Annotated in this window: 14 protein-coding genes; 13 read left to right on the top strand and 1 reads right to left on the bottom strand. The window is 45.6% G+C overall.

Annotated elements, in window-relative coordinates; all coding sequences use genetic code 11:
• Positions 1–106 precede the first annotated feature (106 nt).
• The 5 genes from VN24_RS08090 to VN24_RS08070 all read left to right on the top strand — a co-directional run bounded on the left by VN24_RS08090 (position 107) and on the right by VN24_RS08070 (position 5,413).
• Positions 107–1,183 (top strand): MraY family glycosyltransferase, encoded by a 1,077-nt coding sequence (locus VN24_RS08090; protein WP_045673109.1) that lies wholly within the window; start codon positions 107–109, stop codon positions 1,181–1,183.
• Positions 1,184–1,771: 588 nt separating this feature from the next.
• The gene (locus VN24_RS08085) at positions 1,772–2,434 is read left to right on the top strand and encodes a GntR family transcriptional regulator (RefSeq protein ID WP_045669971.1); all 663 of its coding nucleotides are present in this window, start codon (positions 1,772–1,774) and stop codon (positions 2,432–2,434) included.
• Positions 2,435–2,686: 252 nt separating this feature from the next.
• A complete protein-coding gene (locus tag VN24_RS08080) occupies positions 2,687–4,141 on the top strand; it encodes a 4-hydroxyphenylacetate 3-hydroxylase family protein (RefSeq protein ID WP_045669970.1) in 1,455 nt (484 codons plus the stop codon).
• Positions 4,142–4,144: 3 nt separating this feature from the next.
• Positions 4,145–4,600, top strand: coding sequence for a PNPOx family protein (locus VN24_RS08075; RefSeq protein ID WP_045669969.1), 456 nt, complete (start codon positions 4,145–4,147; stop codon positions 4,598–4,600).
• A 39-nt stretch (positions 4,601–4,639) separates the two neighbouring features.
• Positions 4,640–5,413, top strand: a complete 774-nt coding sequence (locus VN24_RS08070) for a carbon-nitrogen family hydrolase (RefSeq protein WP_045669968.1) — start codon at positions 4,640–4,642, stop codon at positions 5,411–5,413.
• Between the two features lie 113 nt (positions 5,414–5,526).
• On the opposite strand, the gene VN24_RS08065 is transcribed toward VN24_RS08070, so the two are convergent.
• Positions 5,527–6,750 (bottom strand): IS110 family RNA-guided transposase, encoded by a 1,224-nt coding sequence (locus VN24_RS08065; protein ID WP_045669882.1) that lies wholly within the window; start codon positions 6,748–6,750, stop codon positions 5,527–5,529.
• A 270-nt stretch (positions 6,751–7,020) separates the two neighbouring features.
• Between VN24_RS08065 and VN24_RS08060 the strand changes: the two genes are divergently transcribed.
• The 8 genes from VN24_RS08060 to VN24_RS08025 all read left to right on the top strand — a co-directional run bounded on the left by VN24_RS08060 (position 7,021) and on the right by VN24_RS08025 (position 16,725).
• A complete protein-coding gene (locus tag VN24_RS08060; protein ID WP_052702852.1) occupies positions 7,021–7,692 on the top strand; it encodes a DUF2848 family protein in 672 nt (223 codons plus the stop codon).
• A gap of 3 nt (positions 7,693–7,695) precedes the next feature.
• Positions 7,696–8,040, top strand: coding sequence for a cupin domain-containing protein (locus VN24_RS08055; protein ID WP_045669966.1), 345 nt, complete (start codon positions 7,696–7,698; stop codon positions 8,038–8,040).
• 79 nt (positions 8,041–8,119) lie between these two features.
• Entirely contained in the window at positions 8,120–9,001 is an 882-nt protein-coding gene (locus VN24_RS08050) for a carbohydrate ABC transporter permease (protein WP_045669965.1), read from the top strand.
• The gene (locus VN24_RS08045; protein ID WP_045669964.1) at positions 9,001–9,831 is read left to right on the top strand and encodes a carbohydrate ABC transporter permease; all 831 of its coding nucleotides are present in this window, start codon (positions 9,001–9,003) and stop codon (positions 9,829–9,831) included. The genes VN24_RS08050 and VN24_RS08045 overlap by 1 nt, the downstream gene beginning before the upstream one ends.
• Positions 9,832–9,934: 103 nt before the next feature.
• Positions 9,935–11,209 (top strand): ABC transporter substrate-binding protein, encoded by a 1,275-nt coding sequence (locus VN24_RS08040; protein ID WP_052702851.1) that lies wholly within the window; start codon positions 9,935–9,937, stop codon positions 11,207–11,209.
• Between the two features lie 106 nt (positions 11,210–11,315).
• Entirely contained in the window at positions 11,316–12,140 is an 825-nt protein-coding gene (locus tag VN24_RS08035) for an alpha/beta hydrolase (protein WP_045669963.1), read from the top strand.
• A gap of 536 nt (positions 12,141–12,676) precedes the next feature.
• Entirely contained in the window at positions 12,677–16,423 is a 3,747-nt protein-coding gene (locus VN24_RS08030; protein WP_045669962.1) for an S-layer homology domain-containing protein, read from the top strand.
• Positions 16,420–16,725, top strand: a complete 306-nt coding sequence (locus VN24_RS08025; protein ID WP_045669961.1) for an S-layer homology domain-containing protein — start codon at positions 16,420–16,422, stop codon at positions 16,723–16,725. The genes VN24_RS08030 and VN24_RS08025 overlap by 4 nt, the downstream gene beginning before the upstream one ends.
• Positions 16,726–16,854 lie beyond the last annotated feature (129 nt).

Below are 16,854 nucleotides of genomic sequence, written 5' to 3'. Positions count from 1 at the left end.
TCGGAGTATAATTCATTCCGGTAGAGAAAAGGGGAGATGGAGACCAGTGAGCTCGATTTTCATTTACGTCATAGGATTCGCAGTAGCCCTTGGTTTGGCGATTACGATGACGCCGCTAGTGAAAAAATTTGCATTCCGTATTGGGGCAATCGACAAGCCGAATGCCCGGAAAGTTCATACCCGAATTATGCCGCGTCTCGGTGGATTGGCCATTTATATCGCTTTTATCGGCTCATTTTTGCTGGTTCTTCCGTTCATTCCCAGCGGTTTGTTGAGTCATTACGATATGAATTTGATCAAAAGCGTGCTCGTCGGCGGCACGATTATCGTGCTGATCGGGGCATTGGATGACCGCTTTGAGCTGTCGGCCAAAGTGAAGCTGCTCGGACAAATCGCCGCTGCGTGCGTCGTCGTCTTCGTCTTCGGCGTCAAGATCGATCTGCTCAACATTCCTTTCGGTCAATCGATGCAGCCCGTTGCCGATTGGGTCAGTATTCCGCTCACGATATTCTGGATTGTCGGCGTAACGAACGCCATTAACTTGATCGACGGCCTCGACGGCTTGGCCGCAGGCGTATCCGGCATTGCGATCGGTACGATTCTCGTCATGGCAAGCTTTATGGGCTTTGAACCGATTATACTGATGAGCAGCCTTCTGCTCGGCGGCATATTGGGCTTCCTGGTGTTCAACTTTCACCCGGCCAAAATTTTCATGGGGGACTCCGGCTCGCTGTTTCTCGGGTTCAGTTTGGCGACGCTGTCCATGATCGGCTTCAAGCAGGTTACGATCGTATCGTTCGTGACACCGCTGCTTATTATCGGCGTTCCGCTGTCGGACACGTTCTTCGCGATTGTGCGCCGCTGGATTAACAAACGCCCGATCTTTGCGCCGGACAAAGGCCATCTGCATCATTGTCTGCGCGAGCTCGGCTTCAGCCACAGACGCACCGTTCTGATCATTTACGGCGTTGCCGCTTTCTTCGGAGGCTGCGCGATCGTGCAGTCGATCTTCGTCCAATTCCATGCGGCCAGCTGGGTAACGTTCGTCGTCATCAGCCTGCTCATGTTCGCGCTGCAGATCGGCGCGGAGCTGATCGGGATTGTGGACAAGACCCGCCGCCCGCTGCTGAATTTCTTCGCACGGATCAAGGTGAAGATGGTGGCGCAGTCCCGTTCCAAATAAAATATCTATTCATACAGGCTCTGTTTCTCCTTCCGAGGGGGAATGGAGCTTTTTTCGTTGTAGTAGGAAGTTATGCGAATCTAACAATTGTGGATAGAGCGGATCGTTGGCAACGATGGGGTCGCAGGTTCAGCCTGCGCGTACGGAATGGATGAATGACCTTCGGGAGGTAACGGCTGGCAAAGACGTTATTGTGCTCAAAATACCCTTTTGCAAAATGTAACGGTTATGAGAGACCTTATCTGATCGTTCCCGCCCAAATAGGGCTATTCCTGCAACCAATAGCTGCGCTCATCTCCGTTAGAACTTAAAAAGGGTCATTTTCATTAAACTTAGAGGCTGTGGCAGCCGTTAGGAAAGAAATAACCCGGCATCCCTCGGCTAGGAGAAGATGTAAGTAATATGTTCAACATTTCGTTTAATCTTTTTAAATGAGGTGAGGGATATGTGGTTTGTCAAAAACCTTTAGATAGCCGAAAGTTGAAGCCCGCTCTATTGTAAAAAAACTCCTTTATATTGTGTTGACGTTATTTGATAAGTTGCGTATTATGTATACATAAATCATAAACTAGAAAGGTATGGATTGATATGGCTTCAACCAAGTTTAATTTAAAACCTATCGATAAACCTTCCACAACAAAGGAAATGGCTTACAATGAAATTAAGCACGTTATTTTGAGCGGCTATATTTCGTCGGAAGAAATATTTACTGAGGTGAAGTTGGCGGAACTACTGAACACATCGAGAACACCTGTTAGGGAAGCTTTGCAGGATTTAATTAAAGAAGGCTTGATCGTTTCAATTCCGCGCAAAGGAATGACAGTTCGCAAAGTGACGGAAAGCGAAATCGAGCAAATATTTTTGCTTCGTACTTCAATTGAAACGAAAATGATCCGTAAACTGGCCGAAATCATTACATCGGAACAATTGAAGATACTGAAAAATATTTGTAAGCAGCAAAAAGAAGCTATGTTAGCCAACGATGACATCGCGTTTATTAAACTTGACCAATTATTTCATATTTCCTTTGTTAAATTTGTCGATTTCGAATTAATTGAGCAAGTGCTGCTGAATCTTCACAATTTGTCACAGCTTATAGGGCTGAGGGCGATTAAAAAAAGTAACCGGATGAACGAGGTGTTAGAGGAGCATTTGACTATTATTTCTTGTATGGAGAGCAGAGACGAAGAAAAATCCGGTGAAGCGATGATTTTACATTTAAATAAGACAAAACAATCTTTAATAATTTAAATATTAGGATGATAAATGATAATAACCAAAAAAAGAAAGCGATTACAATTTTTATATTTATAGTATTTTTTCTTTCATGTCAGGAAAACTGCGATATTTATTCAAAATTAAAAAAACTATTGACTAATAAGAACCTAACGCATAGAATCGAGTTAGCTAATCTAACATAAATCATTCAAACATTTTTTTTGAAGTTTTATGTATACACAACACAACATACTAAGTGCAAATGAAATGAAGGGATGATCAGCGATGGTTCGTAATGGCAAACAATATTTGAACTCTTTGAAAGATAACAGATGTATCTATGTGAATGGTGAAAAAGTCCAGGATGTCACGTCACATCCCGCTTTCAGAGGCATTTCAGAGTCTTTTGCGAGATTGTACGATTTGGCTGCTGATCCTTCCAATGACATGATTTATACGACAGAGGACGGGACAACCGCCAATAAAGTGTTCATGATTCCCCGTAGCCGCGAAGATTTGGCAGTTCGCCGCCGAGCGATTGCCAAGTGGGCGGATGCGACTTGCGGGTTCGCAGGACGCAGCCCGGATCATGTCGCCGCTTTTTTGGCCGGATTCGCAAGTTATCCTGATGTATTCGGTGAATACCGGCAGAACGTATTGGACTTTTATCAGTACGCTCGCGATGAAGACTTGTTTGTAACCTATGTCATCATTCCTCCGCAGGTGGATCGCAGCAAGGCCGCACATGAACAGGAAGAAAAATATTTACCGGTAGGTGTTCTTGAAGAGAGGAAAGACGGCATTGTCGTACGTGGATCGCAAATGCTCGGGACGAGCGCTGCAGTTTCAAACTATTTATTTGTTAGCTGTATTACGCCGCTCAGACCGGGCGATGAGGATTATGCTATATCCTTTGTCCTGCCGATAGATACGCCCGGTTTAAAGCTATACCCGCGTCCTACCTATGCAACAGGCAAGGAAAGTATATTTGATTATCCTCTTTCCACTCAATTTGACGAAAGTGATTCGCTTGTTGTATTCGACGATGTATTCATACCGTGGAAGCATGTATTCACATATAAAAACATTGAAGCAACGAGGGCGCAGTTCCATGAGACACCGGCTCATGTGCTGGGGAACAATCAGGCGCAAATTCGACTGAGTACAAAATTGAAATTTACGATCGGAGTAGCCCGAAAGATTACCGCAATGGGGGGGACTGACAAGTTCCCGCAGGTACAGGAACGGTTAGGTGAACTGGCTTCATTGGCTGCGACGGTTGAGGGCATGCTGCTTGCAAGTGAGTATGAGTGTACAGTGGATAAGAATGGTACAGCACGTCCTAATGCGCGTTTTTTGTATGGCATAGTTGGCATGCAAGATCAAATTTATGCAGGTGTAATTAAAATTCTGCGCGAGCTTGTCGGTGGAGGCGTGCTGCAGTTGCCTTCCTCCTATCATGAGATGGTCAATCCAGAAACCAAAGATGACATCCGCCAATATATACGTGCTTCCGGCGTCGATTCAGAGGCAAGAATTCAATTGTACCGATTGGCATGGGACATCATCGGTTCAGAGTTCGCTGGACGTCACCAACAATATGAAATGTTTTACAACGGAGCTCCATTTGTCGTAAGGGGGCACGCATACCGTAATTATGGTTATCATGAACCTCTTGAGATGGTCGATCGTTTTTTGGGGAGCTATACCGTGCCGAAAGCATTATTAAAGGAGGTATAGGACATGTCCAAATTGACGACCGAGCTTACAGCCGGAATGAGATCCGAGTTACAAGGCCAGAATATTGTGCTCCTAAATGTAGTGAATAAAGAAAACGGGGATCTATTTTCGACGGCTCTTTCATGGGTCTATGCAGTAGGTCCGAAAACGGTTCGTTTTGCAATCGACGCCAAATCCGACTTTGTACGGATATTGAAAGAGGATCCCAAATTGGTTTTGAATTTTATTTCCCATGAGACGGTGTATTCCATTAAAGGGAATGCAGTTGTGAAGGTCGCTAAAACAGAAGATCTTACGTTAAAAATGGCGCTGTTGGAAGTGGACGTAAAGGAGATTCGAGACATCATCTTCTACGGCGGCAAAATTGTTGCCCAGCCGGCATTTGTCAAAACATACAAAGCTGAATTGATTAAGAAGCTGGATGACGAAATGAAGAACGCACTGATTAATCTTGCTTAACGCTTATCCATGATCTCAAAAAGGGGGGGACAGAGAGTTATGAAGATTGCATCCATTCAATTGGAAATTAAGGATCAGGAGAGTAAAGAACAGCGAATTGAACGTGCTGCCGGGCTGGTGGATCAGGCTGCTCAAGACGCGGATCTGATCCTGCTGCCGGAAATATGGGCGACCGGTTACTTTTCGTTTGATAAGTATACAGAAGAGGCGGAGCCGATCACAGGTCCCTTCGTTACCTTATTTTCTGAAACTGCGAGACGCCACGGGGTCTATTTATTTGCGGGAAGCTTTGTCGAAGAGAAGGACGGAAACTATTACAACACAAGCATTCTGTTTGATCGTCAAGGCAAGCTGGCAGGCACTTATCATAAAACGCATTTATTCCGCTACGGTTCAAAAGAAGGTGAACTTCTGACAAGGGGGGATGGCGCGAAAGTAATCGATACTGAATTCGGGAAGGTCGGATTGACAACGTGTTATGATCTTCGGTTTCCTGAACTTTACCGTCAGCAGGTTGACTTGGGAGCGGAGATGTTCCTTGTTACCTCGGCTTGGCCGCATCAGCGTCTTGAGCATTGGAAGCTGTTTAATGCTACGCGCGCTTTGGAAAATCAAAGCTTTCTTATTTCATGTAATTGTGTAGGAACAACCCGGAATGTTCTACTCGGCGGACACAGTTCCATAGTTGATCCGTGGGGCATTACGTTGGCGTCAGGCGGAGAACAAGAAACCATCGTAAAATCGGAAATCGATCCGTCCGAGGTATCCCGAATAAGAGAAACGTTCCCGAGCTTGAAACATCGTGTGTTATAGGCTACCCCGAAAATTACTATTAGCTCAGACCCAAAAATGGCAGCACGAAACTAAGCCCAGCTTTTATGGTTTTTAAAAACTGTGCTTCTTCGCAATTTTGAGACATTGAAACGCTAAGAGGCCTCCGAATTAAAGAGGGCTACCTGAAAACCAAGATTCTCAAGCTTTCGTACGGCTTGTCTCACGATCGCTTCTTGTTGTCGCTGTTCAAAATAATGACTTCCTAAATCTTTGTAATCTTCTTTTCGTGTAAGAACGTAATAAACAATGGTCATGATGGAGTGCGCGACGGCTACGGCTGCTCGGTGTCTGCCTTTTCGGGCGGCAATGCGTCTGTACTGTGCTCCTAGGTAGTTGTCGGATCTGCATACGGAATGGGCGACTTCAATCAGTGCCGCTCGGAGATATTTGTTGCCTTTGCGAGTTTTTGAGGATTTTCGTTTTCCGGCACTTTCATTCTGCCCTGGAACTAGGCCCGCCCATGAACAGAGATTAGGGGCGGATGGGAAGCGCGAACCGACATCAGTCCCAACTTCGGCAAGGATTTGTTCTGCGGTTCGTCGGCCGATCCCTGGAATGGTATCTAGACGTTCAATGTCTTGCTGAAAAGGGTCGAGCCGTTTGGCTACCTCCGTATCCAGTTCGAGAATCTGCTCATTCAGAAAATCGACGTGTGTGAGCATCGTTTTCAGCATGATCCGTTGGTGGGCACTCATGTTGCCGCGTAAGGCCAATTCCAACTCTTCCTTCTTTTTCTTCAGAGTTCGTCGCGCGAAAGCTGCCAGCTTTTCGGGATCTTCTTCTCCCTCGATCATGGCCCCCATCATATCGCGGCTGCTCACGCCCATAATGTCGGAGACAACAGCAGCGAGCTTAATGTTGGCGCCTTCAAGGACCTTCTGAACCCGGTTATGTTCACGAGAGCGTTCCTGAATCAGGCTGCGACGGTAACGGACTAATTCGCGGAGTTCGCGTTGGTTACGGTCCGGAATGTAGCTGGGTTTGAGCAGTCCATGACGCAGAAGGTTACAGATCCACTCGGCATCTTTCACATCCGTCTTCCTGCCGGGAACAGCTTTAATGTGCTGTGCGTTTACGACGAGGAATTGAATCTCCTCGGCTTCAAGCAGGTTGACGATTGGTTTCCAGTAAACACCGGTACTCTCCATGGCCACGTGCGTACAGCGATGCTGCTTGATCCAGTCGATTAAATCCAGCAGGAACACCGTATGCGTACGAAAGGTCTTAATCTCCTTTCCTTCGGGAGTCATGACGCAAGCGGTAATGGACTTCTTGTGAACATCCAAACCGCAAGCGCGCTCGATGAGGACATCCATAACATTCACCTTTCTACGGCAATTGAAATTGAGGACTGGTGCAACAACCAGAAAGGATTACTCTACCCCGCGTGCTTCCCAAAAGGAGCGACATACCGTGGTGCACCGTGATCGTCGTAGTCAGACTAACGGATGGGTTCGCGACACCATAGCTTAACGACCTTCCTCACCAGCCGTAAGAATAGTATAGAACGCCGCACCAAAATTTTCATTACTCTGTGGTGCCCCGAGAGGGGCATGGATGGCTAACGAGAAAGGATGTACATAAATATGGAATTTATATGCGATGAGACCGTGATGAACTGGACGCCAAAACGGTTAGTTATTGCCGGTTATACAGGCAAAGATCAAGATTCTGTCAAGAAACATATTGCGGAATTAAAAGAATTGGGTATTCCCGCCCCGCCACAGGTTCCAATGCTGTATGATCTTTCCCCGGAACTGCTTCTTACCTCGAGTGAAATCACGGTTGTTCAAAACGACAGCAGCGGTGAAGCTGAAGTCGTATTGCTCCACATGGATGGAAGTTGGTACGCAGGGCTTGGCAGCGACCATACGGATCGGGTGCTGGAGGCGGTATCGATCCAAAAATCAAAACAAGTTTGCGCCAAAACGGTTACTAAAGAGCTCTGGCTGCTTGATTCGTTTATTGACCGCTGGGATGAAATTGAAATAAAAAGCTGGGTACAGATCGATGGCGGTGAGCAATTATATCAATCCGGAAAGTTAGGCGAGTTTCTGCATCCGGAACAGTTGATGCGAATTGTAAAAGACAGAGGCTATGCAGATTCCGACATGGCGCTTTATTGCGGAACACTGCCGCTTCACGGAGGATTTGTGTTTGGAGGCTCTTTCCGGGCTGAACTGATAGATCGTAAGGCAGGCCGCAAGCTCGAGCTTAAATATCAAATGAAACTTTTAAAAAACGCTGAGGAGGAATAAGAAATGGGAAAACAGGAACTGGAATTTACCGATTATCGTCAATTTGCGGAGGTACCTTTCAGCAAGGTGGAAGGTTTATCTGAAAGAGTAATCGCCAAAGATCCGGAATCGGGTGTCGCGACACGTATCCTCATCTTTGCGCCAGGAACCGATACGACTCCTAACGGGGTACAGATTCATGATTTTTGGGAGGAACTGTACATCATTGAAGGCTCAATCATCGACCTGACACTGAATCAGGAGTTTACTGCGGGTATGGTGGCTTGCCGTCCGCCCGGCATGAAGCATGGTCCTTGGGTGGCGCCAAATGGCTGCAAAACGTTTGAAGTTCGCTATTATTCCAAATAATCACCAACATGTTTCTGTCAGCGATAGCGGTTCCGCCAATGTACAGACGGCGATCATGGGTAAGGTGAGGTGTATTGTGATGAATAGAGTTTGGTCAACAAGTATTATGCAACAAATTGTATTTATGGGTCCTTTTGTTATTTTATTCACTTTGATCACAGCCATTCCTTTTACTTTTGGTATTTATTATTCATTTACGAATTGGAATGGTTTGTCAGATAAAATGCCTTGGGTTGGCATAGATAACTATAAATTTATATTCACTAATGATACACAGTTCTTACATTCACTCTGGTTTACGATTCGTTTTACATTTGTGTCGGTTATTCTATGCAACGTCATTGGGTTCATAATAGCATATTTTGTATCTAAACCTTTAAAGAGCAGAAATGTACTGCGCACATTATTTTTTATGCCTAACGTAATTGGCGGAATAATACTTGGTTTCATTTGGCTTTTCATATATTCTCAGGGGTTCTCTACTATAGGTGAATATAGTGGCATTGCTTTTTTTAATCTACCATGGCTGGGCAATGAAACAACCGCTTTTTGGGCGCTAGTTATTGTGTTTGTCTGGCAGGCAGTCGGTTATATTATGGTTTATTATATTTCCGGTTTGGCAAATGTACCGCGAGATTTGATCGAGGCAGCTACGATTGACGGAGCTAAAACCCCACAGATTCTTCGCGATGTAATTTTTCCGATGATCATGCCATCTATTACAGTTTGTATTTTTATATCTACAGTCGCTGCTTTCAAATCATTTGATTTAAACTATGCCCTTACAAAAGGAGGGCCTTTTCTTTCTACTGAATCAATCGCAATGAACATATATACTGAAGCATTTGCAAAAAATAACATGGGCTTGGGGGCTGCAAAAGCAATCGTTTTCTTCTTTATTGTCATGATTATTTCAATCATCCAAGTGTATTTGACGAAGAAGCGGGAGGTGCAAGTGTGATGCATGCCACTTATTTCCGCAAGCTGTTCCTCATTGAACTAATTCTATTGCTATTGCTTGTCGTATTTCTTTCTCCCTTTTATCTAGTATTAAGCAATTCACTCAAAACTTTTGCCGAAATTACCCGGAACGCGGCAAGCCTTCCAACTATTTTCGAATGGGGAAACTTTTCTGCTGCTTGGAAATCTATCGATCTTCCGCTTGCATTTCGAAATACGATTGTTATCACATTGCTAGGGTCAATTGGGATTGCTTTGATTTCAGCAATGGGCTCCTACCGAATCGCGCGACATGGAACTCGGACGAATAATTTCTTTTTTGGATTGTCTATAGCTTCAATGGCAGTTCCGTTTCAAGCGGTCATGATCCCTTTGATCAAGGTCGCGAAATGGTTTCATTTAATGAACAATATTCAAGGAATCATTGTTGTATATTGGGGGCTCGGAGTTTCTTTTGCTGTAATATTATTTCATGGATTTCTTAAATCCATTCCAATTGAGCTTGAGGAATCGGCACGAATAGACGGTTGCGGTCCGTACCGAGTATTTTGGAAAATTGTATTTCCTTTACTGAAGCCAATGGTCGTTACAGTTATTTTGATTAATTCGTTTACGATATGGAACGATTTTCTGCTTCCAAACATTATGCTGCAAAAACCGGGTTACGGTACTGTACAACTTGCTGTTAGCACCTTTTTCGGTGACCATGAACAAGCTTGGAATACAGCATTGGCTGCATTAGTCATGACCTCTGCCCCCCTGTTATTATTCTTCTTGTTCCTACAACGTTATATCATTGAGGGTATTACAGCCGGCTCTGTAAAAGGGTAAACGAGTTGAACAAACAATCACCTAATAAATGCCAAATCGTTCCGTATTAGGGGTTTGTTCTCATAAGCAATCACAATCCCAAAAAATTACTGGAGGGTTAAGGATGAAACAGATTTGGTCGGTTGGTTGTACGGTAATAATACTGGGAACATTACTGTCGGCATGTTCTTCTAGTGGAAATCAATCAAAAACAGATCAAGCATCGAATGGTGATGGATCCAATAAACAAAAAGAAGTAACAATTAGAGTGGTTGAGTATAAGAACCTTGAAGGATACAAAGATATAGCCAGGGAATTTGAGAAACAGAACCCTGGAGTTAAAGTTGAGTTCTCGTATGTTAATTCAATCGACTTTGATCCAACTTTGAAAGCAAGATACGCTGCCGGTGATATGCCTGATATTTTCAATAACTGGAATGTAGATGTCTGGAAGGACTTTTATGAGGATTTGTCCGACCAACCGTGGGTAGGTGATTTATATGAAGGTACGAAAGGATTTGTCACGAGGGACGGCAAGCTGTTAGGGATGCCCTATATTATTGAAGGGGCTGGGCTCGTTTATAATAAAGAACTCTTTGAAAAAGCAGGCATCACAGCAACACCGAAGACGTTCACAGAGCTAAAAGCTGTTACACAAAAGCTCGAGGATACTGGAACCCAGCCGTTTGTTAACTCTTATGGAGAACCATTATTTCAGTTAGGAGCACATTTTTTTAATAATGCTATAGCTAGAGTAGATAATCCCGTTCAGTTTATTGAAGACCTTAGGAATGGCAAGGCACATCTTGTTGGTAACCCCTTATTTGAAGGGATGCTTGATGTTTTACGTTTTTCAGTTGAACATGGAAACCATAAAGATTTAACAACTGATGGAACTACGCAGGCAAATGATCTGGTAAATGGAAAGGCTGCGATGGCTTTACAAGGGAATTGGATTCAAGACAGTGTTAATAAATCAAATCCTGGATTAAAAATGGGAATAATGCCATACCCATTTATGGATGACATTAAAGTAAATGATAAATTAAATATGCAAATTTATTCACTAGCGGTATACAACAAATCTCCGAATAAAGAAATTGCCAAAAAGTTCTTGAATTTCCTTGTGACCTCAGATATAGGGAAGAAAACTCTCGTTGAAGGTTTTCATCAAGTTCCAGCCATGAAAACGATCAAGCCGGTAGAGCAATTCGTTGGTCCCATCAATATGGATTTATTATCTTATCTTGAACAAGGAAAAGTGGTGCCAGTGGCATTTTGGGACTACTTTCCTATAGCAACCGATATCGGCCATGTATTACAGAAGTTTGTTGCAAACAAATCTAACTCTACTCAAACTTTAGAGGAAATTGAAACATTGTTTAAAAACTGGAGATAAATCATAACAATAATATTGTTAAGGGGAGAGATGCTCTCCCTTAATATTTTTATCCTATTTCTGTTAAAGCATAAAAAGTTATTAATACGAATGGAGTGTGGTTTTTTTGGCTTTAATGGAATGTAAGTTTTTTTCTAGAAAATTAATGTTGCAAACTTCTATGTTCGTCTATATTCCTACTCCGACAATGGATGATGAAAATTTTGGGAGACTTGAGCAATATTTTGAAGAAGGGAAGAAGTATCCTACTTTATATTTGCTCCATGGCTTGTCGGATGACCATAGTGCCTGGTTGAGAAATACCTCGATTGAAAGATATGCTGAGGCAAAAAAAATCGCGATTGTGATGCCGGCAGCAGATCACAGTTTTTATACGAATATGGCTTATGGTAAACCTTATTATAGTTATATTAGCGAAGAGCTGCCACAGTTAGCGAGAATGTTGTTTCCTCTTTCCAGCAAGCGAGAAGAAAATTTTGTTGCCGGATTATCAATGGGGGGATACGGAGCATTCAAGCTTGCCCTCAGCAACCCGGAAAAATACGCTGCTGCTGCAAGCCTATCCGGGGCACTTAATTTATATAAGGTCGCTAACAGCTTAGCTCAAAAAACGCACAAAGGAAGTCCTACTCTGCTGCCTTTGCATCAAGTTGCTATGAATGCATTTGGAGATAGGGGAGACTTGAGCGGAACGGAGCACGATCTGAAATACCTTGCACAAAGAGTCAAAGAATCCAATACAGAGATTCCTAAACTCTATCAATGCAGTGGAACAGAAGATTATGTTTATGAGGTTAATAAAGATTTTAAAGATTTCACACAAAATATTGGGCTTGATATAACTTACGAAGAAGGTCCTGGAGATCATGATTGGAAATATTGGGACACCCAAATTCAAAGAGTACTAGATTGGCTTCCAGTCAAACGATAATAGAGCAAATTTTCAGTCTTTACAGGTTAAGTTGTTTATTCGAGACAAACAGAATGGCTTAGCACTTACTGATGCAGGTGAAAAAATGTTAATCTAACATTTGCCCGTTAGCAATTTTCTCGCCCAGCCCTATCTGCCCTTCCACATTGAAAAAGGATAGCGGAGCGGGACTGTTTGAATCTGGAGAAGCGTAAGCTACAAGCTTTCGCCAGAAAGCTGCTTCGGAAGCATAGGCTTGCTTTTGCCCCGGATTCTAACCCTGCTAAGGGTTTACTGAATCCCAGAATCCGGGGACGGTGGCGATCGGAAGATAAGAAAAGCTCCTATTCGAAGCCATTTCCACGATGAATGACCCTACGTAAGAGGTAGCTTTTCATGCCGAACAGAAAGTCCATGCGCTTTAATATTTTAGCGTTGTTAAGCTTTCTGTTGCGGGCAAACAGTCCCGTGCAGCGCTCCTTTTTCCCTCCGCTCCTAAACTTTTTCCAGCTCCAAGCCGATAAAATGTTCAGTTAACATTTTGGAGGGGGCTAACCGTGTTAAAACGATATGGTATTTTGTTTCTGCTCTTGACGTTAGTCATTCAGTTCCTGCCGGCCTATAACAGCTCTTCCGTCGAAGCGGCTGCTGCGGGTTACTTTACATTTCCAAGTGAAAGCAGCGATTCGACGCAGCCCCGCGTCACGACGGACGGGCGCGTGACGTTGACCGGTTCGGTCAGCAACATCGGCGCTTCATCGATTTCGTACAGCATTTATCAGATCGTCAACAATGGGGGGACGTCATCTCCAACAGATGATCAGATCGGGTCCAAGAAGGAAGGCGTTACCGGCGGGATCTACCTGAACGGATATACGCTTACAGTCAGCAACTTGGAGCTTTTTTCCGGTCTTAACCGCATTACGTTCAAAGGATTGTACAACGGGGCGGAAGTAACCAATTCCATTTATATTACCTATCATGACGGTCCGGTTTTTTACAACCTCGCCGCCAAGCTGAACGGACAATCGTTCGACATGAATGAAAATGTAACGACCGTCGTTCATTCGAGCGCTACCAACGGAAGAACGAGCGCCGATATCGCCATTACCGGCAACGCGCCCAATGCGAGCAAAGTAACGGTCAGCGTGAACGGAAGCAGCCGTTCCTACAGCGTCAGCAGCACGAACAATTACCAGTTTACGCTGTCGCCGCTCACGGTGAAGAAAGGCAAAAACCAGGTTGAAATTACGGTGACGAACAACAACCAGTCGATCGTGACGACGCGCGACATTGCCTTTTATAACGGTGAGGTCACGTTTTATGATGTAAACATTAACGATACGCAAAATAACACGAGTGCCGCGCTGGAGAAATCACCCAATTTTTCGACCGGGAATGCCGGCAGCACTTCCAATCTGTCTTTCACCGGTACCGTCATCGTGCCGAACAACTATCAGATGGACGGCGGTTCCATGAAGCCGCATCCGGACCCTGGTACTCCTATTACGGTAACCTATCAGCTGGATGCGTTGAGCGGTACGTTCCAGACGAACAGTGCGGCTAATGGAAGCCCGGCTGATACGGATGCTTTTTTCATTTACGATTTCACCAGGACTGTAAACAATATCACCAGCGCGCTTACTTATGATCATCGCTACTCGCTGGATTTGAAAGCTTTCAACGAAGTGACCAAAAATACGGAAGGCGTGAACGGACTGGCGTTTACGCTTAAAGATTCGAACCAGCCGTATATCGATCAAATCAATTATTTGCCCGGCTATAAGACGCTAAGCGATGCAACAATTGCGAGCCAGCCGCTCGAAGGTCAAAATATTTACGATTCCCCGCTGGCGATGGAAGTGCTGATCGGCAACTCCTCGGGTTCTCCATCTACGATTGCGGTAACGGGAATCAAAAACGCGTCCGGAACGACCGTAACGACCGGATATACGGGGACGGAAGCAAAATCCGAGTTCATTACGAAGTCGGTTGACGGCGTCAACCGGATTTTTGAACGCAAAATTTATGTGTTCACCAAACTGCCGTTCGAAGGGACGCAAACGGTGACCTTTCAGCTGAACGGCTCCGGCGGCAGCACCGGGTCGGTCACCTTTAATATGCTGTTCGGCCCTTTCCTGCAGTACACCTCCGTGTACGACGGCATGTCGATTAATTTTGATTCGACCAACGCCTCGGCGATGAGCGACATCGTTACGGGGACGCTAAGCAGCTTCAAGGCGAAGCTGAGCAATTTGAACGACACGTCCGAAATCCGCTATGCAGCGGCGTCAGGCCAGCCGCAGACGATGTTCTTTTATATTAACAACACCCAGTTTGCGATCGAGCAGGACACAGCCTATCCGTCAGATCCGACGCGTTTCAAGCTGACGGGAGATATCAATACGGGCGCCGTTAAGGATGCGATTGACTTTCTCAAAGCAGGCGGCGGAGAATACAAGCTGCGTTTCGTTTATAAAGGCTCGAAAAACACTTATGAAAACACGATCAGCATTTATTTGAACCAGCTCAACATTCCGGTCATCCCGGCGCAATCGGATACGGTCTATCCGTACAGCACCGATTTCGGCAGCAAGCCGCTGGCTAACGATCCGAACTTCCCGAAATCGGGCAGCGTGTTCACAACCAAAGAACCGAAGATGAACATTTACGGAACCTTCGATTTTCTGGACTTCGGCACAATTACCGATCAAAGCTCGGCCGATGCGGAATGGGGTAAAATTACGAACCCCGCCGACTATATCTTGAAAATCGAGGGCACAACGCTTAAAACGCCGATCGTGTGGACGCTGAACAATCAGCTGAAAATTATCGACAGCTCCAATCCGGCCGCTCCGGATATCGCGCTTGTAAATCCTGAGCCGGTGAAAAAAGTGGAGAAGCTGACGGTGATGTATGACGTTAAAACGCAGACGTTCTCGTTTATTTTGGACAATCAGGATTTGAGCACGGACGGCAGCTCCAGCGTCTACAACTTCTATGTTTATAACAACGGCGAAGCGGGCGCCCGCGCCGGCTACCGGCTTGAAGTGGATCCAACCGCGCTGCCATACAAAGTGCTTCGGCCGCTGACGTCCAAGCGGATTGTCAATCAGAACTATGCGGAAATCGTTATCGATGCGCCGAATGCCACATCCGTCGTCGTCAATAAGGTAGTCGCGGAAAAAACGGATTTTGATGCCGACAACGACGGCGTCATCGACTACCGGACGGCGTATAAAGCGGTCGTTTCGGGGCTGAAGGCCGGCGAAAACAAGCTTAAATTTACGATCCAGAATGCGAACGACAGCACATCGGATACGATAACCGTCACCTATGCGCCAACCAATATTCCAGGTGCGGCGTATATGGAACCGATGAAAAACGCGCATAAAGTGTTTGACAGCTCGGTTCAGCTTTCGTTCCCGAAAGGGACGACCCTGATTCGCAAAGATTATAATGTCCCGCAAGAGCTTAAGAACCAAGTGTTTACGGGACATCAGCTGTTGTTCGGCATCGCCAATCCCGAGGACGGCGTCGTCGACAGGCATGAGTTCGAAGCGCAGCCGGCCAACTTCGATCTCATCTTGGCCAGCCTCGGAAACATGTTCAGCGGAACGTTCTCCGACCATTTTTCGAAAGCAAGCAATGTGTTTTGGATCGACGCGGGCCTTGCCGACAACCCGGCAACGGGAACGGTGAACGATCCGCTGAAGTACGGCATCGATCCGTACCAGTTCCCGGCGTCGGGCGTTCCGTCTTATGCCGACCGGCCCGAAGACAGGGAAATGATCGTATCGAAACGGGGGACGCTGACGCTTTCCTACGATCCGAAAATCGTAGACGGCAACGGGACGATCATTACCGTATTCCGTTTCGATCCGAAGAAACCGGAATGGGTGAATGCCGGCGGCATCGTCGACACGAAGAAAAATACGGTGACCGTGCCGTTCTCCGAATTCGGGTATTACGTCGTCGGCCAGCTTAAATATTCGTATACGGACATTACGTCGCACCCTTATGCCCGTAATTATTTGGAAGCTTTGTACGCCAAAGGCATTATGAACGCAGCGGGGGCAGATGAGTTCGGCGCCAATCTGTATATTAACCGCGGCGAATTTGCAACGATGATCGTGAAGGCGCTGCAGACGCCGCTCAATTACAATACCGGCACGCCGCAGTTTGACGATGTGACGAGCAACGTCTCGACGCCGTTTTGGGATTTCAAATATATTGAAACTGCGGCGCGCGACGGGTTTATCCGGGGACTTCGCCCCGCGTCTTCGAACCGGACAAAAATTTGACCCGCGAAGAAGCGGCGGTCATTCTCGCGCGGGCGATGGAGCTTAAGCTGCAAACCGATCCGGTCAAGATCGACGCCCAACTGCAGAAGCAATTCAAGGACTATGACAAGATCAGTTACTATGCCAAGGCATCGGTGCTGGCGATCGCCCAAAAAGGTTTTATCAAGGGGTCTCCGGTCGACGTGAACGATCCGAAAAAAGGCAACGTCTTCGAGCCGCAGGCGAATCTGCTTCGCTCGGACGCTTCGATCATTCTCGGAAAAGTGCTTGTAAGCATGAAACGGCTGCCGAACATCAACTAGAATCTCACAGCACATTTCGACACGTTCCGCAAATTGAAAAAGTTTCGCGTCGACGGAATTCGGTTAAACAAGCTATATTTAATGTGTTCCAATATAATAGAATCTTCAAGGAATACATGCTGTTTCGGG

Source organism: Paenibacillus beijingensis (assembly GCF_000961095.1).
Lineage (GTDB): Bacteria > Bacillota > Bacilli > Paenibacillales > Paenibacillaceae > Paenibacillus_O > Paenibacillus_O beijingensis.
This window is presented reverse-complemented; position numbering and strand designations above follow the sequence as displayed.